A 25,615-nucleotide genomic window follows, 5' to 3' on the forward strand; every position below is an offset into this window, starting at 1 on the left:
TTATATACCATTTTGGTTACGAGACTTTTAATACAGTTTTTATTATTTTTTAAATGAAAATTGTATTAAGAGTCTCTTTTTTCGTAGACTCTCGTTATCATTTAAATCTATTATTATGTTTGGAGGAATAAAAATGAAAAAATACTTTTCTATGCCTTATGAAGAAGTATTAAAAGAATTTAATGTTTCGTATAACGGCTTGTCGGACAAGCAACTGAAAGAAAATGTAGAAAAATATGGATTAAACCAATTAAAAGAAAAGAAAAAACAAACTGTTCTTGAAGTATTTTTAGGTCAATTTAAAGATTTATTAGTTCTTATTTTAATTGTAGCCGCTATAATTTCTGCTGCTACTGGTAACTTAGAAAGTACTTTAGTTATCTTTGCTGTTATTATTCTTAATGCAGTTCTTGGAACTGTTCAACATTTCAAGGCAGAACAATCATTAGATAGCTTAAAAGCACTATCTGCTCCCTCTGCTAAAGTTTATAGAAATGGAGTAAAAGTTGAAATTCCATCTAAAGAAATTGTACCAGGTGATATTTTAATTTTAGAAGCTGGTGATATGATTTCTGCAGATGGTAGAATTATCGAAAACTATTCTCTTCAAGTTAATGAAAGTTCACTTACTGGAGAATCTGAAAGTGTTAATAAATTTGTTGATACTATTGAAAATGAAGAAATTGCTCTTGGTGACCAAAAGAATATGGTTTTCTCTGGTTCTTTAGTTACTTATGGTAGAGCTTTAGTTGTAGTTACTGCTACTGGTATGGATACTGAAATAGGTAAGATTGCTCATTTAATGGAAGAAACTCAAGAAAAACAAACACCTCTTCAAGCTAGCTTAGATGATTTTAGTAAAAAGCTTGCTTTTGGTATATTAATTGTTTGTATTGTAGTTTTTGGAATAAGTCTTTATAGAGAAACTCCTCTTCTAGACTCTCTTATGTTTGCTGTTGCTTTGGCTGTTGCAGCTATTCCTGAAGCTTTAGGTTCAATTGTTACTATTGTACTAGCTCTTGGAACACAAAAAATGGCTAAAGAAAACGCTATTGTTAAAAAGCTTAGAGCTGTTGAAGGTTTAGGTTCTGTATCTGTTATTTGTTCTGATAAAACAGGTACATTAACTCAAAATAAAATGACTGTAAAAAAAGTATTTTTAAATAATGAATTAATTGATGGTGAAGATCTTGATTTAAATGACGATGTAGCTAAATATCTAGTTAAAGGCTCTATTTTATGTAACGATTCTACTTCAAAAGATGGAGTTGAGATAGGGGATCCTACTGAAGTTGCCTTAGTTAACTTAGGTCATAAGTTATCAATAAATGAATTAGATCTTAGAAGTAAGTATGAAAGACTTCAAGAAATACCTTTTGATTCTGATAGAAAGCTTATGAGTACCCTACATACCTTTGATAATAAAAATGTAATGTTTACTAAGGGTGCTTTAGATGTTATTTTAGATAGAACAATAAAAATTAAAACTTCTACTGGTGTTAAGGATTTATCTTATGAAGATAAACAAAATATATTAAATGCTAATAAACAATTATCTCAAAGTGGATTAAGAGTTTTAGCTTTTGCATATAAAGAGTTTTCAAATATAGCTCCATTAAATCTTGAAGATGAAAATGGCTTTACATTTATAGGTCTTATATCAATGATTGACCCTCCAAGAGAAGAGTCTAAAGAAGCTGTTAGAGATTGTATATCTGCTGGTATAAAGCCTGTTATGATTACTGGTGATCATAAGATTACTGCTTCTGCTATTGCTAAACAAATTGGTATATTCCAAGATGGTGATAGAGCTGTAGAAGGTATAGAGCTTGATAAGATGTCTGATGAAGAATTAAAAGCAAATGTAGAGCATATTTCAGTTTATGCTAGAGTTTCTCCTGAGCATAAAATAAGAATAGTTAGAGCCTTCCAAGAAAGAAATGAAATTGTTGCTATGACTGGTGATGGTGTTAATGATGCCCCTGCACTTAAACAAGCTGATATTGGTATAGCAATGGGTATTACAGGAACTGAAGTATCTAAAGATGCTGCTTCTGTTATATTAACTGATGATAACTTTGCAACTATAGTTAAATCTGTAGCTAATGGAAGAAATATTTATAGAAATATTAAAAACTCTATAAAATTCTTATTATCAGGTAATACTTCTGGTATATTATCAGTATTGTATACTTCATTAATGGCTTTACCAATGCCATTCCATGCAGTACATTTACTATTTATAAATCTTTTAACTGATAGTTTACCTGCTATTGCAATTGGTATGGAAGAATCTAAAAAAGATTTATTAAAAGAAAAACCAAGATCAAGAAATGCTTCTATTTTATCTAAAGACTTTATATATGAAATAGTTCTTGAAGGTATAGTTATTTCAATATTCACTTTAGCAGCTTTCTATATAGGATTAAAAACAGACAATGAAGTTGCTTCTACAATGGCCTTTGCAACACTTTGCTTAGCTAGATTATTCCATGGATTTAACTGTAGAGATGATAAATCTATATTCTCTATAGGATTATTCACTAACAAATATAGCTGGATGGCTTTTGGAGTAGGTTTAGTTTTATTAAACTCAGTTTTATTCGTACCTTTCTTAGGTCAATTATTTGAAGTTGCTACATTAACAGGTTCACAAATAGGATTTATTTACTTATTTGCATTTGCACCTACTGTAATAATTCAAGTAGTTAAAGTTATTAGAGATATTGTTAATAGAAATAAGTCTTCTAAAGACGATGTTAAAGAAGAAAATGAAGATATTAGCCAAGTAGCATAAAAAAAGGCACTCTGTGCCTTTTTTTAATTAAAAATGAATAATGGATAATGAATAATTAATGTAAAAATTACATTTTTATTTCATAGTTAATTTCGAATTCTGGCATTCCTGTAACATATGGTGCTATTTCATAATAAGGAAAGTGTATTATAAGCTTCCTATCCTTTATATAAAAACTTTGATCATCACTAATTCCATTAAAACCTTCTTTTCCTGTAAAATAGTATTCTGGATTTTTACTTATTTGTCTTCTTATTTCTTCATCAATAAAAGTCTTATAATCATATCCTTCTTCAAATAAATCTTTTAACAAGACTTTATTTCCATCTTTTATATTAATATTATATGCATTCCTAGTAGTTATCCCATGAGCACCACCACTGAACTGATAGTAGTCTATAAAAAAACTTAATATATCTTTATCATTAGTCAATATATATCTTGCTTGCATTTCATATGGAATATTTGGCTTAAACTTTTCACTTGTATCTTTAGCATCTTTTATCCACAGGTTAGTCCAATCTAGAATCTCCCTGTTGATATCTTTTTCCTTCTCTTTATTACTTAGTCCAATAATTTGTGGAATTTCTACATCAATATTTATAAAACTTGTCTTTTCTCTCACAATCTTATCCACAAGTATTGGATTTTCGCCAGAATTACTGTTAATATTTATCAACATAGCATGTGGATAAATGTGGACAATATTTGTAAATAAAATTGTTGTTATTAATAACTTATAAATTCTCTTCATATAGTATTTCTCCTATGTACAATTAATATTTTTAAAATTAATATTTTTATTAATTTTCCTATTATTATATTATCTACAATATTGTTTATAATTATTAACATAGCTTTCAACAGCCTTTTCACAACTTATCCACATGTACATGTGGATTATGTGCGTAACATACAGATTTTTACTGGAAATTATTATAATTAAATTTTATTATTCTATCTAAAGCTAGTTTATAAGCCACTTTAAAGCCTGTGGATAACTTTTTGTCTTTTACATAAAATAAAGCCTTAGATTGTTGAAATATACAATCTAAGACTTATAATATATTCATAATTATATTAATTAGTTTAAACTTTAATACTTATACCAAAACAAATATCATTATATTAGTTCAATATTTTAATCAAACTCTTTAGTTTTACCAGAATCACTTATTAAAGAATTTAATTTTCTAAGTTCATCTGCTGTTAAATATCTCCACTTTCCTATTTTTAAATTTCCTAACTTCACATTCATTATTCTTATTCTATTTAACTTAACTACATTATACCCTAAAGCTTCACACATTCTTCTTATTTGCCTATTCATACCTTGAGTTAATATAATTCTAAAAGTTCTCTCATTAATCTTATTAACTAAACACTTCTTTGTTACTGTACCTAATATTTTAACTCCATTAGACATATCATTAATAAACTTTTTATTTATAGGCTTATCTACAGTTACTATATATTCCTTTTCATGATTATTTCCTGCTCTTAAAATTTTATTAACTATATCTCCATCATTAGTTAAGAAAATTAACCCTTGCGAATCTTTATCCAATCTTCCTATTGGGAAAACTCTTTTCTCATGATTTACAAAATCAACTATATTACCTTTAACCTTTTTTTCAGTTGTGCAAGTTATTCCAACAGGCTTATTTAACGCAATATAAACTAATTCTTCCTCTTTCTTTAAAGGCTTTCCATCAACTTTTACATTTGCATTTTCTTTAACCTTAGTTCCCATAACTGCCTTTATTCCATCGACAGTTACTCTTCCATCTTCTATAAGCTTATCTGCTTCTCTTCTTGAACAAAAACCTGTTTCACTTATAAATTTGTTTAATCTTATTTCAGAGCCTCTTTCTTTATGAATTATTACATATTTATTATTCTTTTGATTCATCTTATCACCTTTTTATTAACTTTATGGACTAACCTTATGCTCATCTCCTGAATTATTTAACTTAACTTGTAACTTTTGCTCTCCAATAAATTTTTCAGTTTCTGCCAAATCATTATATCCTAAGGCTTTTCCCGTTACAGTTATTAATACCCCTGTTTCAGGTATCATTTCATTATTTACAGCATAATTTAATATTCCCATAACTGCATAATCTATATCTAAATTTTTTAAATTTAATTCATTTAACATAGCATTACCTTTTTCTGTAGCAGTATAGGCGTCTATAATTCTGTTAAACTTATTAACTTCTAATGTGATTTCAGAAGTTGTTTCAACTACGATAGTTTTATCAAGAGATCTATATTGAAAAATAACTATAGTAAAAATAATCAATATTATGCTAAGCAATATAGATATCTGAAGCTTATACTTCTTAAAAGTAAAACCTTCCTTACTAATACAGTCTTCTCCTACTTCATTATCTTTGCCAACTTTAACTTTTATAAACTCACCCTTCGAAGTCATTATAATAGCAGAATTTATTCTCTTAGAAAGTATAATTCCTCTATGTTCTACTTCTTTATTATTTTCTATAATTTCATCAGATCCCAATATATTAATAGCTTCTACTACTTGCAAGTATTCTTGTAAATACTTATAGTTAGGATTTGATAGAATTACAATATAAGTTACTATATATTCTTTCCAATTTAGATAAAACCCTTTCTCTACAGGTGTACTTTTTAATAGTCTATTTAGCGGAAACTTCTTCTTTTTAGTTAGATAATCAAATAACTCCACATCTTCTATTATAAAGTAAGCTATATTTAATATTTTATTTCTAATAATATATGAAGGCTCATAATGAATTAAATCCTTAATTAATATTTTATAACTTAAAAGTTCTTCCTTTAGTCTATCAATTTCTTCTTCTCTTTTTTCAACTACATCATCTAAAGATAAATTAGTTTGTAACTTCGTCGAAAACTTATATCTATCATATTCAAAGCTACTTATTGACATTTTTCTCCTCCAGTTTATAAATCTTTTGTTTCAACCAACTTTCCTTTTACTATAACCCTTTCCTTAGCTCCTACAGTACAGGTTACTAAAGTTATTGTTGCATCTTCTGTATCATCTAAAACAGATACATTTTCAGGAGATACTATAAAATTATCAGTAATTTCATATATATATTCTTTTTTATTTGCCTTTACTATTATTTGATCACCAATTTCTGTTTTATATAGATTTACGAAAGCTTCTGAGTAATCTGAAACTCTATGTCCTGCTACTGCAAAATTTCCTTTTTCTCCAGGCTTTGCTGAATTTTCAAAATGTCCTAAATAATATTGAAGAACATCGTCAGTAATTCCTTCAACTAATCCTTGAGATAAATTTATACTCGGAATTTCAATTAAAGCAATAGGTGTATATCCATTTATTAATTTTTCTTCTTCTTCCTCTGTTAATTGCTTTGGTTCTTCATTTATAACTTCTTCTAATATATTCTGAAGTTCTTTTTGTTTTTTAGATGTGTCAATTTTCTTGTACACAATAGACCCTATTATAGCTAGTCCAACAATAATTAAAATTAATCCCACTATTCTTCTAAACTTTTCTTTCAAACCCCTCAACTCCTAATAAACATTTATTCTTATCTATCATATATTATAACATAAACACTTATAATCATTAATCATTTAGGAGTAACTTATGAATAGAAAAATTATTTATGTAGATTTTATCTTTAAGAAAAAAAGAATAACTTCAAAACCGTTACTTTTTATTTATAAGATGAAGATAAACATTAAGCTTAATTTTAACAAATTATTTAACATTAAATCTCATGTTAAAATAAAAAATTCAAATAACTCAAAACTTTATCCTTTCAAAAAAGTATTATAGTTTCTTTAATTTCATTACAATTCCTTGAAATTATAATTTTATATAGGGTACAATAGTTCTATAATAAACCTTGGAGGGATAAAAATGAGAATAGGATTAGGATATGATGTACATCGTCTAGTTGAAGGAAGAGATCTTATCATCGGTGGTGTTAATATTCCATATGAAAAGGGACTTCTTGGTCACTCAGATGCAGATGTTCTACTTCATGCAATTATAGATTCATTACTTGGTGCTTCTGCTCTTGGCGACATAGGAAGTCTTTTTCCTGATACAGATATAAAGTATAAGGGAATATCTAGTATAAAACTTCTTGAAGAAGTAGGAAAACTTTTAAAGGAACATGGTTATTCTATAAATAATATAGATTCTACTATAATTGCTCAAAAGCCTAAAATGGCTCCTTTTATAAAACAAATGCGTGAAAACATAGCTGAGGCATTAAAAATTGATATAATGAAAATTAACGTTAAAGCAACAACAGAAGAAGGCTTAGGATTTACTGGAACCGGAGAAGGAATATCATCTCAAAGTATATGCCTGATTACAATGGATAATAAATAATGCATCATTATCAATTATGCATTAAAAAAGACCTTGCCTTAAAAGGCAAAGTCTTTTTTCTTGGTTATATATTTAATTTTACAACAGCCATTATTTATTTATCCAATGAATGTATATTGCTATTATAGCACAAATTCCCATAAGATATGGGTAGAATAAATATTTCATTATAGCAAAAGGTGATATTGCTGCTAATCCTGCTGCTGATATTAATTGCGCTCCATATGGGATAATCCCTTGAAATGCGCAAGAAAACATATCCATAATACCTGCAACCCTCTTAGGTTCTAAATCAAATTTATTTGAAATATTTTTTGCAATTGGACCTACAGTAACTATTGCAACAGTATTGTTTGCAGTACAAATATCTACTAAACTTACTAAAGTTGCTATACCATATTCAGCTCCTCTTTTACTTTTAAAGTTTTTAAGGCCCTTATCTAATATAAAATCTATTCCACCGTTGTATTTTATAATTTCTATAGTTCCCGCAATAAGAATTGAAATTATAATAAGTTCACTCATTCCTGATATTCCAGTAGAAATAGAGTTAAAAAACCCTAATATGTTAAAGCTTCCATAAATGAAGCCTATTAATCCTGAAGATAGGATTCCAAGTAATAGAACAATTACAACATTTATTCCAAGTAAAGCTGTTACTATTACTATTATGTACGGTAATATTTTAAATAAATTAAATTCTAATGCCTCTAAACTAACTATATTAGAATTTCTTGTTAATATCATAAATATTAACGCAGTAATTATCGCCGCCGGTAAAACTATAATAAAGTTCATTTTAAACTTGTCTCTCATTTCACACCCTTGAGTTCTAGTTGCAGCTATTGTAGTATCTGATATTATTGAAAGGTTATCTCCAAACATTGCTCCACTCACTACAGCACCTACTGCCAAAGCTGTTTCTATTCCTATCTTTCCTGCAATTCCAACAGCTATTGGAGCCAATGCAACTATAGTCCCCATTGAAGTTCCTATAGATAATGATATAAAACAGCCTATAATGAAAATACCAGGTATTAAAAGACTATTTGGCAATAATGAAAGTCCTAAATTTACAGTTGAATCTACTGCTCCCATATCATTTGCAACTTGTGCAAATGCTCCTGCTAATATAAATATTATTATCATTAATAAAATATTAGTATTTCCTGCACCCTTACAAAAAATTTCTATTTTCTTTTCAAAATTTTCTTTTCTATTCATTATTAATGCTGTTAATGCAGCTGCTAAAAAAGGTACTATTATAGATACAGCATAAAAATCCTTTGCTAACACCGAGCTTCCTATATACACTAATAAGAATACTGCTAAAGGAATTAAAGCTAAGCCATTACCTTTGTTATTCAAGATTCTTCTCTCCTTTAATTATTAATTGTAAAAAAATAAGAGAGATTAAATATTAAATCCCTCTTATTTGGTGCGTTATCAGGGGATCGAACCCGGGACACCCTGATTAAGAGTCAGGTGCTCTACCAACTGAGCTAATAACGCATATATGGAGCGGGTGATGAGAATCGAACTCACGTAACTTGCTTGGAAGGCAAGGGCTCTACCATTGAGCTACACCCGCATAACTTATTGACAATAATATTATATATTCCATTAATATTACTGTCAATAATAAGTTTTAATTCTATATAATTTCTGTAAGTGATTTCAGTAAAATATCTCTAAATTTCTCTCCATCACTCTTATTTGTATGAGCTTTTTCACAAATGCTCTTCCACTCTACTATATCTATTCCTGTTCTTTCTATAAAATCTTCTTTTGTAGTAGTTGTATAACTAGAATTAACAACAAATTCTCCCAAATCCTTTGGGTTATCAAATATTTTTAAGTATAGAAACTTCTTATTATCTCCATACCAAGTTCTATTAAAATCTCTTGCAAATCTTTGTAGTGACTTAATTAATTTATCTTTAGGTAAGTCCCAATAACTTTGTATCATGCTTAGATGTCTTCTCATGTTATCTGCTTCTTTTTTAGATATCTTCTTATTTTTTTCACCATCAGTAATAATTCTTTCTACTGGAACGCTTGGTATATTTATAATTAATCTTTCTTTACCATATATCCATTTATAGAATGCTTCCTGTAGAAATGAATATTGAATATATCCTAATAGGCTTCTTTCGTTAGGAAAGTAAGACCATATATTACTAAGGCCATTGTTTTTTGAGAACACTAAACTATGGATATAAATACTTTTTTCATCAGGTAATCTATCCATAAACATATGTCCTCTTATAGTTTTATTTTTACTAATTAATTCTTCCCAATAATCAAAAGAATCATAACCATGTCTCACTGTATCACCTTTCTTTCACCTCAGTAGTATAATTTAGTATATATATATTATATAGTAAATTATACCCTATTTTCAAGTATTTTTATCAAATATAACAAAGTAACTCTAAACACTTGTCATTTCAAATATTCTGATAATACTATGATGTATGTTAACTTTTATAAAATTCTTAATTATGTAGATAATTGTTTTAAAAAAATATATAATATTATTAAAGATATATAAAGGAGGCATGACTTTGTACCACTGCGAAATTTGTGGATCAACAGCGGACATTCATCATATAGTTCATAAACACGAAGGTGGTTGCGATATTAAATTAAACTATAAATATCTTTGTAACTACCACCATAGAGGGAAAAATGGTCCTCACAACTGCATAGAAACTGATATTAGATATAAGCTTGAAATGCAAAAAAAGCTATTTAAGCTTTTACCAAAGGATTACTATACAGCTAAAGAGCTCTATAGCCTTTTAGGAATGACTAATTCTTCATTAAAAAAACTAATTAAAAAACTTAGGCTTTATAAAGAAGGTTATTCAAAAAAGGAAATTATAAAAAACCTCATGGGTGGTAAACTATACTCCTATAATATACTTGAAGAAATTGAATTAGATCGTCTTTACCATAATATTAATATTAGCTAAAATATCAAATTATATTCAAAACATTATACACTGTATATAATTTAATTAGTGATAAATACAATGGTCACTAAGAATAAGTATTTAAATTATTCTTAGTGACCTTCTTTTTTTTTATATTAATATAATTTTAATCAATTTTTATATGCTACTTAATTTGAAAAATATAAAATACACTAACTTCATGATTATCTTCTAGATTTTCATATGTTATATAAACACCATAGTATCCACTCTTATAGTCAGCTGTATCTATTGATATATTGCCATTTTCATCTATATGATTCTCTAAATCTACTATTTTGCTGTTTATACTTATTTCCTTAGGCTTTAATATTTCCCCATCTCTAGATACTATTCTTTCTTCAAGTATAACTCTATTGTTTTCTACTTCAGCCATTCCAGCTTCGATTATTTGTAATTTAGCATTTAAAGTCTTTAGTTTTTCTAAGTTCTTTAATGGAGATAAATCTCGAACTTCATTTTGTTCTATATTTAACTCCTCTAAATTCTTAGCATATTCTAATCCATTTAAACTCTTAACCCTTCTACTACTACAAGTTAAGCTTTTTAAATTATACATATCCTCTAAAGTTATTTCTCTAGTTATTCCAAGAGCCTTTTGTATATCTTGCTTCAAATAATTATCTTCTATTGTAATTATTTTATTAAGATCTACTTTTTCTAAATTGTTTATTGACTCTCTTAATTCTACTACCATTGCTTGTATTTCTTCATAAGTAGCGCTTTTAGCTTCAATCATTTCTATTGATTTTTCCATAGATTTATCTAGTATGCTTAGACTCTCTTCTGTATAACTTTCTCTATCTATACTTTTAGCACTTTCAACTAACTTAGAAAGCTCTGTAAAATCTAAAGATTCAGCATTTGCAAAATGAAGTTTAGCATCTCCCCATGTAGCATGGTCTGATCCAATTCCATTTCCACCATCAGTTACTACAAGCTTTAATTCTTTGGCTCCATTTATATCAACTTCTACATACCTCATAGGATCGTTTGCTGTCATTAATTCACTATCGAATTTCTTTTCTCCATCTACATATACTTCAAATGTAACTGATCCAACTGTATTAAACATTTGTCTATCTACACCTACATATGAGCTGAAGTATGCGTAATCTTTATCTGTTAAATCGTATATTATTGTAGAAGTTGCATGAGTACCTATGCCTTTATCATAATAAACAGCTTGCCCATCATCATTTGTTAATCCTAGTTTATTACCACTTACAGCCTTATCCTTATTTACAGTTTTCCAACCAGAATTTGCAGATTTCCAATTGAAATCAGTTAAGTAGTTATAATCATTCATATTTACAACTGATATAGTTCTAGTTTTCGTTACTTCATTACCATCACTATCAGTTACAGTATAAGTTAATGGATATTTTCCTGGTTTATTAAAGTTTACTTCTCCAGCTACTTCAACTTTATCAGTTAAGATTCCATCTTCAGCATCTATTGCAGTATAGTCTTCATTTAAATCTATTACTGATCCAACCTTAGTTGCTACTGATTTCGGTATAGTTAATTCTGGTTTTGCATTTGTAGTATATAATTTAGTATCTGCCCATGAAGCAAAATCTCCAAGACCATTTCCATCCGCATCATCAGCTACTAACTTTAATTCTTTTACTCCAGTAACATCAAGGTTTACAAATTCTGCTTTACTATCTTTTTTTATTACATCTGAAGCATAAACTTCTTCTCCATCTGCAAATATTTTAAATATTATAGTAGTTTTATTATGATCATAGTTTTTATCAGTACCTACATATGTTGAGAAGTTAGTATAATTTCCATCTAAGTTATATACTATTTCTGCATTTGTTGCAGCTCCTATCCCCTTATCAAACTCTTTAACTTCACCATTAATATTAAGCTTTATTTTATCCTTTAAATTAACTGCTGAATCCTTATTTACATTCTTCCATCCTGATACTGCTGATTCCCATTCCATATCAGATACATAATTACTATCACTATAAACTACAACCTTTCTATCTTTAGTTGTAACATTCTTATCTTTATCTGTTACAGTGTAAGTTATAGTATATTGTCCAGATTTACCTATGTTAAAGTTATTACTATTAACTTCAACATTTTCAGTTATATCACCATCTTCTTGGTCATTTGCTGTAACACCAGAAGTTAAATCAAAATCACTATTTAATTTAATATAAGTTATATCTTCAACATCTATTGTTGGGAACTTAGCTCTTATTATTTCTTCAGCTTTGACTAAGTCTTCTTCAAATAAGTTAGCTGCTAGGTGATCTTTAACCTCTTCTCTTAAAGCTTGTACCTTTTCTAATGTATTATAGCTATCAGAAACTTCAGTTTTAGTGCTATCAGTAAATAAATTATCAATCTTATCCGCTAATTCATCTGTTTTATAGAAAGACATTTCTCCTATACTCGCCCAATTTTGATTAGCCTCTATAAACTTAAATTTAACCCTTCTTGCGTTTGTCTTAGCTATTTTAAATTCAACAACATCATTAACATTTCCATTGTATTCACCTTTACCAGCTAATATAAAATCATTACCTTCTGCTTCATTTGAGACATATATTTCAAACTTTTTAGCAAATCCTTTACCACCATTTCTTGCTTTATAGGCTATTCTATTGATTTCTTGACTTTCACCTAAATCAAATATAATTTCATTTTTAAATGTATCACTGTTTTGGTTATAAGTTTCCCAGTGTGTATTTATATTACCATCAACTGCATTTCCAATAACTGTTCCTGGGTAACTTCCACCATTGTTAGTTACTGAAACTACTGGAATCTTAAATTGTTCATTATATTCATTTAAATTATCAAATTGTCCATATTTTGATTTAGCTACTGTATAGTCTTCATAAACTGTAATATAAGATTTCTTTTCTGTAGTATTATTATTACTATCTGTTACCCTATAAACAACTTCAAATCTTCCAATTTTACCTTCTTCATAGGAATTTGATACTATTTCTATATTGGAAGTTAAATCTCCATCTTCTGCATCCTTTGCAGTAACTCCTTCATTAATATTTACAGTTTCTCCTATTCTGTAAATTTTATCATTTACTGTTATTTTAGGTTTTCCATTATTTGTAGTTAATTTAGGGTTAGCTATTACTGCGTGATCTGAAGTTCTTCCATTTCCAGCATCAGTAACTTTTATAACTAATTGGTTTATACCTTTAACCGGAACATTTATATACTCCATATTATCAGCATGTTTTAAAACTTCAGTAGTAGCTAGAACTTTACCATCAGCTATTACTTCAAATTTTATACTAGAGTCATTTTGTGCTGCTATTCCTGCATCAACGCCAAGTAAAGCTTCGAAATTATCATAGTCTTTACCTGATAAGTCATAAGTTATTGTACCATTTGCATGTATTCCAAAACCTTTCTCAAAGTCTTTTACATCTCCATTTACTCTACCTTTTATATTAGTATTTCTTCTTGGAACTCCCCATTGGGTTTCTACTGATGTCCACTCTTCGTCTGATAAATAATCATAATCACTTACTACTTCAACATTTACAGTTTTCTCTACGTATATATCTTTATCACTTACTTTATACTTAACCTTATAATTACCTATTTTACTAGCATCTACATTTTGCTCTACTTCAACATTAGAAGTTATATCATTTCCTTCATAGCTTAATACTTTTATATATTCTATAGGGTTAAATTCTTCTCCTAATCTTAAAACTATCTTATTTTGTTGAAGGTTTATACTTGGTCCAAATGAATTTACAACAAAAGATTCACCTGTTCCTAAATTAATGTCATAAGGTATCACTTCATACTTAGAATTCTTAGTTGTATCTGCATTAGTATCTACAAAGGAATTAGTTGAAGTAAATCCTATTAACTCACCATCTTTTAATATTTCATATCCTAGTAAATCTGATTTAACATTATTATCTATATTAAATGTTAACTTAATTCCATCTTCTACTCTATTTAATGTAACATCTAAATTAGTATCTTGAGTAAATCCATTTCCTTCATAATTAATCTTGCTATCATTTAGATACCATATCTTCTTATCTGGTTTTTGATATTTACTAGTTTCATTTTTAGTTTCTTCATTAACTTCAAATCCATGCCTAGCAAAATATTCACTTAAATCTTCACCTATTACTTCTGAAGAGAATTTAACTAAATATTGCATCTTAACATTAGTAGGATTTTCATTTCCTAAATCAACATTTCTTTCTCTATATAATTTATTTAATTTTGCCCAATAACCAGGTTTATACATTTCTAATTGCCAGTATACTGCTAAATTCTCAAATGCTCCACCTTCAATATATTTATTAGAATCTTCACTTATAACATTTTTATAAATATCAGATTCATAAGGTATTCTATTATCATTATTATTGTAATATACGGACATATGTTTAGGTAACATATTATTTGTAACTTCTCCAAATAATCTTGCATTTACATCCATTTTATGACCTATTTCATGAATCATCCCCCATGATCCACCTTTTTGTTCAAGTGGAGTTAAGGCCCCTGACATTACATCTCTACCTACCCCTATATGATTTGTATATGCGTACATATATGCAAATGGTTGAGCTAATCTAATATTTTCTCTTATATATTTAGGGTCATTTTGTTCGTTACTACCATCTAAGCCATAATATTCAAAAAGCTCTTTCATAAGGTTGTTGTAAGATTTTATTGTATCTAAAGGATTTACACCTTGTTCTATATAAGCCTGATATGCTCCAGTTGCAGTACCTGTCCAAACTATATGATCACTTACAAACTCAAAAACATCTAGAACCTGTCTATCTAAAGCATTAGGATTCTTCGCTATATCTTCATCTATTGCCTTTTTATATTGAATTAAATAATTTTTAAATTCCTCTTCATCACTATCTGCTGTAAGGAATGGAAACTTATCTCCTGAAGCAAATCTTAAAACTGGAGCTTTAGATTGTTCTTCACTTGTATATGGATTTACTATATATATTGCTCCACCTCTAGTTACATCATGCCTATACCAATTATCTACTGTTATATTAGGAACAGTTATTACATTCTTACCTGGTACTAACTTCACACTTCTTATCCAGTTAGCAAAGCTTCCTTCTTGTTGAGAAAATGCTAAACTTGGTAGTGGCTGTGTTGGATCTGCATCTACATAAACAGTTATTACATCCCCTGGTTTTGCAGATATTCCTGTTGGTTGATTATTATTACCAAATCCAAACTTCAAATTATTATTAGCATGTTTTACCATATCTCCATGTTGCTCTGCAGTAATAATTTTTACAGTTTCTAATTCACCATTAAGTATTTTATGCGCTAACTCAAAGGATTCTGCAAATGAGCTTTCTAAAGGATGTCCTTTAGCTTCATTTTCTAGAGCTTGTAACTTATTAATGCTATTAAATTCTTCTGATAATTCATTCATTAATGCATTTATAAATAAACTATCAATTTTATCACTTACTATGTCTTGTTTATAAAATGCTATCTCTGATAATGTAGCCCAGTTTTGATCTGAATTCTTAAACTTAAATTTTATTCTTTTAAATTTAGTTGGATTAAACTTTGCTTCAACTAATCCAGATACTTTATCATGACTACCAGTTGCTACAAGCTGATATGTATCTCCTTTAGATGTTGTAGAACCATATATTTCAAATTCTTTAGCAAATCCCTTATTATCAGATTTTCTTGCTCCGTATACTACTCTATTTAATTCTACAGTTTCTTTAAATTCTATCTCTACTTCATTTGTAAAATCATTTGTATTTGCTTTATTAGTTTCCCAATAAGTATCTAAATTACCGTCTATAGCATTTGTTATTACTTGAGATAAATATTGACCTGCATTATTCTTAATACTCTCTATATTATCATTATCCATTTTAAATAAATTAGAATATTCTTCATTAGAATAATGCTCAAACTGTTTTGTAGTTGCTACTGAAGCTTCTATTTTTTGTTGATTTACTAATTCTCTTGCATTTGCTATATCTTCTTTAAAATCTTCATAAAATGGATGATTTTTCACTTCTTCTTCTAAAGCATTTATTTTGTCAACACTATTAAATTCTTCACTAACAATACTCATTGTGCTATCAGTAAATAATCTTTCAATTTTTTCTGCTAATTCATCTTGAGTATATAGTCCAAATTCCGCTGCACAAGCCCAATCCTCATAAGCTTTTTTAAATACAAACTTAACTCTCTTAAACTCTGTTGGATTAAATCTAATTTCTACAGAATCTTGAGTTAATGCTGATGAACCACTTGATACTAATTCAAAAGTATCTCCCTTAGTAGTTCTTGATGCATATATATCAAATTGCTCTGCAAATCCTCTATTAGTTCCACGTGGTGCAGTATATACTATTCTATTTAGAACAGTTAATTCTTTTAGCTCAATTACTACTTCATTAGTAAAGCTTGTACTATTTTTTTCTTTTGAATGCCATTTTGTATTTATATCTCCATCTATAGCTTTATCTATTGAGTTATCCGAATATTGACCACCATTTGTTGTTATTGATTTTATTTTACTAGAATCAATTTTGTAATCTTTATTGTATAATGGAATGGATTCACTATTCATATCTTTAAATTTAGATACTTTTGCATCAGTATAAACAACTTCTTTATTTTCTATAATTAACTTTGCATTTTCTATTTCTTCTTTAAAATCATTATATAATGGATGATTTTTTATTTCTTCTTCTAAAGCAGTTATCTCTTCTAAACTATTAAACTCTTCACTAACTTGGCTCTTTGTATCATCAGTAAATAAATTTTTCATTTTATCACTTAATTTATCTTCCTTATAAAACATAAATTCTGATGCTGATGCCCAGTTATTATCAGCTTTAATATATTTAAATTTTATTCTTTTAAAATCTGTTTTATTAAATTTAATTTCAACTGTATCACCAGTAGATCCTGTATATTCTCCACTACCTACTAATACAAAATCATCTCCATCATCAGTAAGAGATCCATAAATTTCAACTTCCTTAGCAAACCCCTTACCTTTTGCTGATGATTGCCTAGCTGCATATACAATTCTATTTAAAGCTGTTACTTCTTTTAATTTAAATACTACTTCATTTGTAAATTCAGAACTATTTTCTTTTCCTGTTTCCCAATGTGTATTAAAGTTTCCATCAATAGCATTTCCTATTGGTGAATTAGGATAATTACCACCATTACTTGTTATAGATTCAATATTTGAGTTGTCCATTTTATACACATCATTATATGAATCTATATTTTCATTATTTAGAAGTTCAAACTTCCCTATAGTAGTTTTAGTTGATTGTGCTTCTTCAACGGAAGTTACGTTTCTTGATATTTCATCAGCTAAAACTTCTAACGTTGGTGATGAGAAATTAATAATTACTGCGGCTGCCATTAAAGCAGCAATTTTTCTTTTATTCATTTTTACCTCCTGTTTATTAATACCTCAGAAGTACACTAAAAAAAGTCTACTCACCAAGAGTAGACTTCTAAAAATCAAGTTAAATTAATATTTGTACCATAATAAATATAGTACTAATACTAATTATACTAATAACAAAAAGTATAATGTACTCTTTGGCAACTGGCTGACATAGTAATAAACCTTAGTCCCTATAGCTTTGCGTCCTTAGATTTCTCTAAGTTTGCCTATTAAATTTTTAAAACTTTAATATAATTTTTAATTATTTTAAAGTTTTCATGGATATTTTAACATAGGATTATATATATATCCATATTTTTCTTTATATTTCCTCTATTTTTTATATATTCAATATATGAAAGAAAATGAGTTTATTTACTATTAAAAATAGTTTTTAGTAATATCATTGCAAAAATAAATAAAAAAGTACTTCTATTTAATTAAAGCATTCTGCAATACTCTTTAACCTCATTATTATTTATCAATTGATTTCTTGTAAAATCATATTTAATACTTTTATCTTTAAATATTAAAAAATGATTAGCTATTCCTTTTATTTGATCATATCTATGAGTTGTTAAAATAATTGTTTTACCACATTTATTTAAATTTACTAATAAAGATAAAAGTTCTTCTTGAACTTTCATAGATAGACCATTAAATGGTTCGTCTAAAACTATTACTTGTGGATTCATCGCTAAAACAGAAGCAATTACAACTTTCTTTTTTTCTCCTCCTGATAAATTATAAGGGACTCTAGTTTTTAGTTCTTCTATATCTAAAAGCTTAAGACAATCCATAACTCTTTGATTAACATCATTTTCAGATAATCCCATAGTTCTTAAACCAAAAGCAATTTCATCATAAACAGTAGAATTAAATAGTTGTACATCATAATTTTGAAATATAAATCCTATATTTTGATGAAATAAAGCCATATTATAATTATCTTTCAAGTAATTTTTAGTTATTTCTTTGTTATTAAAAAGATATTTACCTTTAGATGGAAAAATTAAGCCGTTTAATATTTTTAATAACGTAGATTTTCCACAACCATTATCACCCATAATTACAGTGAAATCATTTTTATTTATAGTAAAATTAATATCATCTAATACTTTGTTATTACCATAACAAAAATTCAAATTTTCGCATTTAATCATTATTATTAACCTCCTTGTATAATCCAGTTGTAACATTTCATAAAAAACTATTTATATTACCCTAGTATTATTTTCACTTTACCTATACACCGTGAGGGACTATCCATTTCTTTCTTAGATTAGTTGGTCTATATAATAATAAATAATTAAAAATATAATATTTTTAAAAATATATAATACATCATTCTTTTTTATGTACTTACTTTTTACGTTAACATACTTATCTGTAAACCCTCTACATTCCATTGCATTATAAATATCTTCACCACAACTAGTTATTTTGATAAATACATTTGCAAACAATCCACCGATAGTATTGTACTTATTATTATCTACTCCTATATTCCTTATAATAATAGCTTGTAATATATCATATATTAAATATGTAGTAATATTTAAATATTTTACCATTATATCCATAATAAAAATAATAATATTGGGACAATATATCTTTTTTAAGGATTTTGTTATATCGTATATGGTTGTATTAGATATAAAAATTTGAACAGAAAGCATAACTGTAAATATTTTAACCAAATAAAATATTGAATTATTTATTTTACCGTAAAATAAATAAGGAATAAACATGACAAAAGGAAATATAAATGTAGCTATTGATTTTTTTAAAATACTACATATTAAAGCTCCACTATTTGATGATAGTTCAATCAAAATAAATAAAATACAAATCCATAGTTGATATATACTATAACTCTTAACAATACATAAAATGTATATAATTAAAAATAATATTCTTAAATATGCTTCAATATCTTTATTATTATTATAATTATGTTCATTCCTCAAAAATCTTAATAATGAACTAAATTTATTTAAATTCTTTATTATATATCCAGCTTTATGTTCTATTCTATTATAATCTTCTTGCTGTTTCATCCATTCAGGCATTTATAACTTTACTTTCCTTTCTCTAAATATAACACGATAAAGTAATACAAAGATTATAATTGCTGTAACTGCACACAAAACATATCCTATAGAATCTTGTATATTTAGTATTTTATAATCTGCAAATAAAGCTGAAAAACTAATCCCACTTTCAATACCTTTTGGAATACTTTGAGTCATATTGTATGATTTTAAACTTTCAGCCAATCCGCTTACATCCCATTCTCCCCAAGCTGTACCACTTGCAATAAGTCCAATAGGACATAGTAAAATCAATACTCCTATTATCTTATAAAATCGTCTTATTTTTATCTTAGGATTGTATATAAAATTTTTTTCTTTATTACTTTCTCTATTGAAGTTAGTTTTATTTATAATTTTATAAACTGATATAGTAAAAATACTCTCTACTATACCAATGATAATATGAGCTCCTACCATTGCTGGAATAGTTATTGATAATGGATATGGATTATATAATGGATTATTAAATTGATCCTTAGCAATTAAAGGTTGAATTCCGAGTTCTATAGCTACTAAAAAAGCTGCAATATTTATACTTAAATATGAGCCTACAGCAACACCAATAATTTCACCTTTTTCATTAAATATTTTTTTCAAAAAACTATATATATAATAGCCGCTAAAAGGCATCACAAAAGCCATATTAAAGATATTTACACCTAATGAAAGAATTCCGCCATCTCCAAAAAGTAATGCCTGTAAAATTAAGCAAATTGTTATTGCTATACATGCTTCATAAGGTCCTATTAATACTGCTAATAAACACCCTCCTACAGCATGAGCTGTAGTTCCTCCTGGAAGAGGAATATTAAACATCATTAATAGAAATGATAAACTTGACGCAATAGCCATTAAAGGAATTGTTTCCTTTTTGTTTTTAACTTCGTATTTAATTTTTTTTGCTGAATAACCTATAATAGGTATAACTGTAGCTGCAAATACTGCACAAGTTTTTGGACTTAAATAATTATCTGGAATATGCATAAATATAACCTCACTTTCTGAGATTAATTTATCATGAGATTATATAATGCAAAACAATAGATGATGTCATCAAATGATAACATTAATATAAAGTAAAACTATGTATATACTCCACATCTAATATATGTATTTTATTGTTTACTATATCAATTACTTTCTCATTTTTTAATTCGTGGAGAATTCTATTTACACTATTACGTGTTGAAATTCCGCAAAATCCAGCAATATCATCATTTGTTATTAAGAAGTCTATAACTATTCTATCTTTTTCTTGTTTTCCAAAAATATTAATTAATTTATAAAGAATTGCACAAACAGCACCTTTTTTACTGTTCATTATCATCATCTTTTGATTATCTATGCATTCTAATAATTTATCTCTATAATAATCTTTTATATATGTTTGTAATTTCTTATCATTATTAACATACTTCCAAAAAGTAACTCTTGGAATTTTATAAAAAACAGCTTCTTCAGATTCAATTCTTACATTAAATGGAGATAATGTATTAGCACTGACTTCATCTCTCAATAAAGAAATTATATCAGGTGCACATATATATGAAACATTAAATTCCCTACCATCTTTTAAAATAATACTTGTTTTTATTATTCCTTCCTTTAAAACATACGTATATTGTTCTTCTAGGCCATAAAAAGTTAAATATGAATGATGTTTTCTAGTAATAGTATCAGTATTGTTTTTTTCTAAAAACTCAAGTAAAAATTCTATATTCATAAATACTGCTCCCCCTTAATTTTTAAATAATATATGTCAATATTTTAATTATTATTAACATCATATAATGTCATCAATTGATAATATCTCATGATGTATTATAATATTTTAATTTATTTTATACTAGACATGTCAAAAGACAAAAAAAATTTTTATAAAATGGAGGATGATATTATATGAAAGAATTTAAACTTCCTTATGATTCAAAAACAATAACTCTTAAATTAAATGATAACAATTTTGCTGGTCTATTAGAATCAAAACAAGGGACATACATATGTAAAGAAAGTGAAAAAGATATTGTTGAAAGATCTTTAGATAATCCAATAGGAAGCCCTTCCCTCGAAGAATTAGCAAAAAACAAAAAAAATATTGTAATAATAAGTAGTGACCATACAAGACCAGTTCCTTCTCGTATTATTACACCTATTTTACTTAGAAGAATTCGTAGTGTATCACCTAATGCAAGAATACGTATATTAGTTGCTACAGGATTTCATAGAGAAAGTACAAGAGAAGAATTAATATCTAAGTATGGAGAAGATATTGTCAATAATGAAGAAATAGTAATGCATATATCAAAAGATGATTCTTCTATGAAAAAAATCGGAACCCTTCCAAGTGGTGGAGAATGTATAATTAATAAAATTGCTGCAGAAGCTGACTTGCTTTTAGCTGAAGGATTTATAGAATCACACTTTTTTGCTGGATTTTCTGGAGGAAGAAAATCTGTTCTCCCAGGCATAGCTTCATATAAAACAATTATGGCTAATCATTGTGGTGAATTTATTAATGATAAAAACTCACGCACAGGAAATCTTTCCCACAATTTAATTCATGAAGATATGATATATGCAGCTAAAACTGCTAAATTAGCATTTATAGTTAATGTTGTCCTTAATGGTGAACATAAAATTATAGGTTCATTTGCAGGTGATTCAGAAAAAGCTCATTTAGAAGGATGTAGTTTTGTAAATAAATTAGCTCGTGTAAATAAAGTTAACTGTGATATTGCTATTACTACAAATGGGGGTTACCCTCTTGATCAAAATATTTATCAAGCTGTCAAAGGAATGACTGCTGCAGAAGCTACTTTAAATAAAGATGGAATAATTATAGCAGTTGCTGGTTGTAGAGATGGACATGGTGGACAAGCATTTTATGATAATATAGCTAATGTAAAAAATCCACAAGAATTTTTAGATAAATCTATAGAAACTCCTAGATCTGAAACTGTACCAGAGCAATGGACTTCTCAAATATTAGCTAGAATTTTAGTTAAACATACTGTAATTATTGTTTCTGATTTGGTTGATCCTTCATTAGTAACTGGTTTGCATATGAAAACAGCTAAAAATATTAATGAAGCATTAAATTATGCATTTTCATTAAAGGGAAAAGATGCAAAAGTTGCAGTAATACCTGATGGATTAAGTGTAATAGTTCAAGGAGATAAATAGATATGGATGAATTTAATGAAAAATTATTAAAACTAAAAAATCTTCTTTCTTCATATTCTTCATGTGCTATTGCTTTTTCTAGTGGTGTTGATAGTACTTTTCTATCTTATATTGCAAAGGATGTCCTTGGTGATAATGCTATTTTAATATCTATTGATTGTGAAACTTTGACATCAAGAGATAAAAAAGATGTTATCAATTATTCAAAAAATATTGGGTTAAAGTTAATAGAAGTTCCATATAGTCAGCTTCAACTAGATGACTTTATTAAAAATCCATCTAGTAGATGCTACTACTGTAAAAAAGCATTATTTTCAAAAATAAAAGAAATTGCTAAAGAAAATGGAAAAGAAATTGTAATTGACGGTACAAATGCCAGTGATTGTGGTGATTATCGTCCTGGTATTAAAGCTTTAAAGGAGCTTGGAATATACTCCCCTCTTAAAATATGTGGAATCACTAAAAGTGAGATTAGAAATTATTTAAAAACTATAAATGTATCTACTGCATCCAAGCCTAGTTCTGGATGTTTAGCTACTCGTATTCCATATAAAGAAATAATTAATCAGGAGAAACTAGATATTATTCGTAAATGTGAAGATTATCTGCTAAATTTAGGATTAAAAAATGTTCGTGTTAGATTACAAAATAAAAGTGCTCGTATTGAAGTTTCACCAAATGAAAGATCCTATTTCTTTGATGAATCAATAATGGATGATATTTATATTAAATTTAAATCTTTTGGGTGTACTTATGTTGCTCTTGATTTAAGAGGATATAGAACCGGAAGCCTAAATGAAGTTTTAGGTAAAGGAGAAAATTTAAATGGATAATGAAGATTTTATAGATATAGATATTGCTAAAGTTGATTTACAACGTGAAAAAAGAAATGGTTATGCTGAGGTTATTTATGGTGAAGGTAAAACATCAAAGCAAATTATAGAGATTTCTAAAATATTAATATCTAAAAATAAAACTGTACTAGCAACACGTGTTTCTAAAGAAAAAATAAATGATATATGTAAAGAAATTCCTAATGTTATTTATGATAAAGAAGCTCGCTGTATGGTAATAAATAAAAAAGACATTGTTAAACCTAACAGCTATATAGCTATTGTAACTGCTGGTACTAGTGATATACCAGTTGCTAAAGAAGCAGCTTTTTGCGCTGATGTATTAGGAAATAATGTGAAGTGCATTTATGATGTTGGAGTGGCAGGTATTCATAGATTATTTAGATACTTAGATATTATTAGAAATGCAAAAGTTGTTATTGTAATAGCTGGTATGGAAGGAGCTCTTGCAAGTGTTGTTTCTGGCCTCGTTGATAAACCTGTAATTGCTGTTCCTACAAGCATTGGATATGGAACAAGCTTTAAGGGTGTTACAGCTTTACTTTCAATGCTTAATAGTTGTGCCAGTGGATTAAGTGTCGTAAATATCGATAACGGATTTGGTGCTGCTTATAACGCAAGCATGATTAATCATTTATAGGAGGATTCTTATGTGTACATTATATTTAGATGCATTTTCTGGAATTAGCGGTGATATGTTTATTGGAGCATTGCTAGATTTAGGATTAGACTTTAATATCTTAAAATCAGAATTAAAAAAATTAAATTTATCAGGCTATAAATTACAATATGAAAAAAAGAATAAAAATTCTATCTTTGGAAGTGATTTTGATGTAATTTTAGAAAATGGTCAAAAGGATTGTGGTATCTCTGAACATCATAAACATCATGGAAGAAGTTTCTTAGATATAAAAAATTTAATAGAAAACAGTGATCTTAGTGATTACGTAAAAACTCATTCTGTCGACGTATTTCATGAAATAGCAAAAGCTGAAGGAATTGTTCATAACAAACCTATTGAAGAAATCCACTTTCACGAAGTAGGTGCAATTGATTCAATTATTGATATTGTAGGTTGCTTTATTGGTTTAGAACAATTAAATATAACTGAAGTCATATCTTCTCCATTAACTGATGGATGTGGTCAAATAAAAATTGTTCATGGAGAGATGCCTGTTCCAGTTCCTGCTGTTATGCAAATTAGAGTTAACTCTTCAATTCCCGTTCATCAACGTTTAGATATACAAACAGAGTTAGTAACTCCAACAGGAATAGCAATTGTAAAAAATATCGTTTCAAAATTTTCTCCATTACCTGATGATATGGAGATTTTAAAAATTGGGTATGGATTTGGTAAAAAAGATATTAAATGCTTAAATGCTCTTAGGATAATTCTATTAAAAAAAAAATAATTAATGAAGAAATTATGCAAATTGAAACTAATATCGATGATCAAAGTAGTGAGCAGATTAGTTATGCTATGAATTTATTAATGAGTATGGGAGCTAAAGATGTATTTTTAACTCCCATAACAATGAAAAAAAGTAGAATGACATCAAAACTTACTGTTTTAATTGATCCAAGTCAAAAAGAAGAGTTCTTTGAAGCTATATTTCGACATACTACAACTTTAGGAATACGTTATGAAATTAAACACAGAACTGTTATGGATCGTAAAATTTTAAATATAAAAACACTTTACGGAAATGTACGAGTTAAAGTTGCATGTTATAAAAATATAAAAAAATATGATATTGAATATGAAGATTGCGCTAAACTTGCAAATTTATATAATATCCCGATAGGAGATATTTATTTTGAAGCACAAAAAATATGTAAAAGACAACAGGAGGAATAA

General features: G+C 27.6%; 19 protein-coding genes, 2 tRNA genes and 1 riboswitch. Of the genes, 8 read left to right on the forward strand and 13 right to left on the reverse strand.

Annotated features, from left to right (window positions below; translation table 11 throughout):
- Positions 1 to 133: 133 nt before the first annotated feature.
- Positions 134 to 2,797 carry a cation-translocating P-type ATPase gene (locus tag ACQPUY_RS08470; protein WP_430840714.1) on the forward strand — a complete coding sequence of 888 codons (2,664 nt, stop codon included), beginning with the start codon at positions 134 to 136 and terminating at the stop codon, positions 2,795 to 2,797.
- Between the two features lie 67 nt (positions 2,798 to 2,864).
- Here ACQPUY_RS08470 and ACQPUY_RS08475 read toward each other — a convergent pair whose 3' ends face one another.
- From ACQPUY_RS08475 to ACQPUY_RS08490, 4 genes are all read right to left on the reverse strand, one after another.
- On the reverse strand, positions 2,865 to 3,551 hold the full coding sequence (locus ACQPUY_RS08475) for a DUF3298 and DUF4163 domain-containing protein (protein WP_430840715.1): 687 nt from the start codon (positions 3,549 to 3,551) through the stop codon (positions 2,865 to 2,867).
- Between the two features lie 387 nt (positions 3,552 to 3,938).
- Positions 3,939 to 4,709, reverse strand: coding sequence for a 23S rRNA pseudouridine(2604) synthase RluF (gene rluF / locus ACQPUY_RS08480; RefSeq protein WP_430840716.1), 771 nt, complete (start codon positions 4,707 to 4,709; stop codon positions 3,939 to 3,941).
- Positions 4,710 to 4,730: 21 nt separating this feature from the next.
- The gene (locus tag ACQPUY_RS08485) at positions 4,731 to 5,732 is read right to left on the reverse strand and encodes an anti-sigma factor domain-containing protein (protein ID WP_430840717.1); all 1,002 of its coding nucleotides are present in this window, start codon (positions 5,730 to 5,732) and stop codon (positions 4,731 to 4,733) included.
- Between the two features lie 14 nt (positions 5,733 to 5,746).
- Positions 5,747 to 6,337, reverse strand: a complete 591-nt coding sequence (locus tag ACQPUY_RS08490) for a class D sortase (protein WP_430840718.1) — start codon at positions 6,335 to 6,337, stop codon at positions 5,747 to 5,749.
- Between the two features lie 364 nt (positions 6,338 to 6,701).
- Between ACQPUY_RS08490 and ispF the strand changes: the two genes are divergently transcribed.
- Complete coding sequence (gene ispF, locus ACQPUY_RS08495; RefSeq protein ID WP_430840719.1) at positions 6,702 to 7,181, forward strand: 2-C-methyl-D-erythritol 2,4-cyclodiphosphate synthase; 480 nt, start codon at positions 6,702 to 6,704, stop codon at positions 7,179 to 7,181.
- A 90-nt stretch (positions 7,182 to 7,271) separates the two neighbouring features.
- On the opposite strand, the gene ACQPUY_RS08500 is transcribed toward ispF, so the two are convergent.
- From ACQPUY_RS08500 to ACQPUY_RS08515, 4 genes are all read right to left on the reverse strand, one after another.
- Entirely contained in the window at positions 7,272 to 8,549 is a 1,278-nt protein-coding gene (locus ACQPUY_RS08500; RefSeq protein ID WP_430840720.1) for a Na+/H+ antiporter NhaC family protein, read from the reverse strand.
- Positions 8,550 to 8,617: 68 nt separating this feature from the next.
- Positions 8,618 to 8,693: transfer RNA gene (locus ACQPUY_RS08505), tRNA-Lys, on the reverse strand.
- A 5-nt stretch (positions 8,694 to 8,698) separates the two neighbouring features.
- Positions 8,699 to 8,772: transfer RNA gene (locus ACQPUY_RS08510), tRNA-Gly, on the reverse strand.
- A gap of 63 nt (positions 8,773 to 8,835) precedes the next feature.
- Complete coding sequence (locus ACQPUY_RS08515) at positions 8,836 to 9,510, reverse strand: hypothetical protein (RefSeq protein ID WP_430840721.1); 675 nt, start codon at positions 9,508 to 9,510, stop codon at positions 8,836 to 8,838.
- A 232-nt stretch (positions 9,511 to 9,742) separates the two neighbouring features.
- Here ACQPUY_RS08515 and ACQPUY_RS08520 point away from each other — a divergent pair, with 232 nt between their 5' ends.
- Positions 9,743 to 10,159, forward strand: a complete 417-nt coding sequence (locus ACQPUY_RS08520; RefSeq protein WP_430840722.1) for an HNH endonuclease signature motif containing protein — start codon at positions 9,743 to 9,745, stop codon at positions 10,157 to 10,159.
- Between the two features lie 145 nt (positions 10,160 to 10,304).
- Here ACQPUY_RS08520 and ACQPUY_RS08525 read toward each other — a convergent pair whose 3' ends face one another.
- The 5 genes from ACQPUY_RS08525 to ACQPUY_RS08545 form a co-directional block, all read right to left on the reverse strand.
- Positions 10,305 to 17,624 carry an NPCBM/NEW2 domain-containing protein gene (locus ACQPUY_RS08525; protein WP_430840723.1) on the reverse strand — a complete coding sequence of 2,440 codons (7,320 nt, stop codon included), beginning with the start codon at positions 17,622 to 17,624 and terminating at the stop codon, positions 10,305 to 10,307.
- 154 nt (positions 17,625 to 17,778) lie between these two features.
- Positions 17,779 to 17,862, reverse strand: a riboswitch (cyclic di-GMP riboswitch).
- Between the two features lie 202 nt (positions 17,863 to 18,064).
- Positions 18,065 to 18,787: an energy-coupling factor ABC transporter ATP-binding protein gene (locus ACQPUY_RS08530; protein WP_430840724.1), complete on the reverse strand. Its 723-nt coding sequence runs from the start codon at positions 18,785 to 18,787 to the stop codon at positions 18,065 to 18,067.
- Positions 18,788 to 18,901: 114 nt separating this feature from the next.
- Positions 18,902 to 19,684, reverse strand: coding sequence for an energy-coupling factor transporter transmembrane component T (locus tag ACQPUY_RS08535; protein WP_430840725.1), 783 nt, complete (start codon positions 19,682 to 19,684; stop codon positions 18,902 to 18,904).
- A gap of 12 nt (positions 19,685 to 19,696) precedes the next feature.
- The gene (gene cbiM, locus ACQPUY_RS08540; RefSeq protein WP_430840726.1) at positions 19,697 to 20,704 is read right to left on the reverse strand and encodes a cobalt transporter CbiM; all 1,008 of its coding nucleotides are present in this window, start codon (positions 20,702 to 20,704) and stop codon (positions 19,697 to 19,699) included.
- Between the two features lie 82 nt (positions 20,705 to 20,786).
- Positions 20,787 to 21,443: a Crp/Fnr family transcriptional regulator gene (locus tag ACQPUY_RS08545; RefSeq protein ID WP_430840727.1), complete on the reverse strand. Its 657-nt coding sequence runs from the start codon at positions 21,441 to 21,443 to the stop codon at positions 20,787 to 20,789.
- Positions 21,444 to 21,619: 176 nt separating this feature from the next.
- On the opposite strand from ACQPUY_RS08545, the gene larA reads away from it, so the two are divergent.
- Genes larA through larC form a run of 5 tightly spaced genes read left to right on the forward strand, consistent with a single transcriptional unit; the run spans position 21,620 to position 25,615 of the window.
- Positions 21,620 to 22,903 (forward strand): nickel-dependent lactate racemase, encoded by a 1,284-nt coding sequence (gene larA / locus ACQPUY_RS08550; protein WP_430840728.1) that lies wholly within the window; start codon positions 21,620 to 21,622, stop codon positions 22,901 to 22,903.
- A gap of 2 nt (positions 22,904 to 22,905) precedes the next feature.
- Positions 22,906 to 23,736 (forward strand): ATP-dependent sacrificial sulfur transferase LarE, encoded by an 831-nt coding sequence (gene larE / locus ACQPUY_RS08555; protein ID WP_430840729.1) that lies wholly within the window; start codon positions 22,906 to 22,908, stop codon positions 23,734 to 23,736.
- Positions 23,729 to 24,397 carry a nickel pincer cofactor biosynthesis protein LarB gene (gene larB, locus ACQPUY_RS08560; RefSeq protein WP_430840730.1) on the forward strand — a complete coding sequence of 223 codons (669 nt, stop codon included), beginning with the start codon at positions 23,729 to 23,731 and terminating at the stop codon, positions 24,395 to 24,397. Before larE ends, larB begins: the two co-directional genes overlap by 8 nt.
- A 10-nt stretch (positions 24,398 to 24,407) precedes the next feature.
- Positions 24,408 to 25,169 (forward strand): LarC family nickel insertion protein, encoded by a 762-nt coding sequence (locus ACQPUY_RS08565; RefSeq protein WP_430840731.1) that lies wholly within the window; start codon positions 24,408 to 24,410, stop codon positions 25,167 to 25,169.
- Positions 25,170 to 25,183: 14 nt separating this feature from the next.
- Positions 25,184 to 25,615, forward strand: coding sequence for a nickel insertion protein (gene larC, locus ACQPUY_RS08570; RefSeq protein WP_430840732.1), 432 nt, complete (start codon positions 25,184 to 25,186; stop codon positions 25,613 to 25,615).

Source organism: Clostridium nigeriense, from assembly GCF_050585245.1.
Classification (GTDB): Bacteria; Bacillota; Clostridia; order Clostridiales; family Clostridiaceae; genus Clostridium; species Clostridium nigeriense_A.

Excerpts from the sequence above, each read along its gene's own strand:
- ACQPUY_RS08470 (WP_430840714.1), top strand. The coding sequence starts at position 134 with ATGAAAAAATACTTTTCTATGCCTTATGAAGAAGTATTAAAAGAATTT.
- larE (WP_430840729.1), top strand. The coding sequence starts at position 22,906 with ATGGATGAATTTAATGAAAAATTATTAAAACTAAAAAATCTTCTTTCT.
- ACQPUY_RS08520 (WP_430840722.1), top strand. The coding sequence starts at position 9,743 with ATGACTTTGTACCACTGCGAAATTTGTGGATCAACAGCGGACATTCAT.
- ispF (WP_430840719.1), top strand. The coding sequence starts at position 6,702 with ATGAGAATAGGATTAGGATATGATGTACATCGTCTAGTTGAAGGAAGA.
- cbiM (WP_430840726.1), bottom strand. The coding sequence starts at position 20,704 with ATGCATATTCCAGATAATTATTTAAGTCCAAAAACTTGTGCAGTATTT.
- larC (WP_430840732.1), top strand. The coding sequence starts at position 25,184 with ATGCAAATTGAAACTAATATCGATGATCAAAGTAGTGAGCAGATTAGT.
- ACQPUY_RS08475 (WP_430840715.1), bottom strand. The coding sequence starts at position 3,551 with ATGAAGAGAATTTATAAGTTATTAATAACAACAATTTTATTTACAAAT.
- rluF (WP_430840716.1), bottom strand. The coding sequence starts at position 4,709 with ATGAATCAAAAGAATAATAAATATGTAATAATTCATAAAGAAAGAGGC.
- larA (WP_430840728.1), top strand. The coding sequence starts at position 21,620 with ATGAAAGAATTTAAACTTCCTTATGATTCAAAAACAATAACTCTTAAA.
- ACQPUY_RS08565 (WP_430840731.1), top strand. The coding sequence starts at position 24,408 with ATGTGTACATTATATTTAGATGCATTTTCTGGAATTAGCGGTGATATG.
- ACQPUY_RS08545 (WP_430840727.1), bottom strand. The coding sequence starts at position 21,443 with ATGAATATAGAATTTTTACTTGAGTTTTTAGAAAAAAACAATACTGAT.
- ACQPUY_RS08535 (WP_430840725.1), bottom strand. The coding sequence starts at position 19,684 with ATGAAACAGCAAGAAGATTATAATAGAATAGAACATAAAGCTGGATAT.
- ACQPUY_RS08525 (WP_430840723.1), bottom strand. The coding sequence starts at position 17,624 with ATGAATAAAAGAAAAATTGCTGCTTTAATGGCAGCCGCAGTAATTATT.
- ACQPUY_RS08530 (WP_430840724.1), bottom strand. The coding sequence starts at position 18,787 with ATGATTAAATGCGAAAATTTGAATTTTTGTTATGGTAATAACAAAGTA.
- larB (WP_430840730.1), top strand. The coding sequence starts at position 23,729 with ATGGATAATGAAGATTTTATAGATATAGATATTGCTAAAGTTGATTTA.
- ACQPUY_RS08485 (WP_430840717.1), bottom strand. The coding sequence starts at position 5,732 with ATGTCAATAAGTAGCTTTGAATATGATAGATATAAGTTTTCGACGAAG.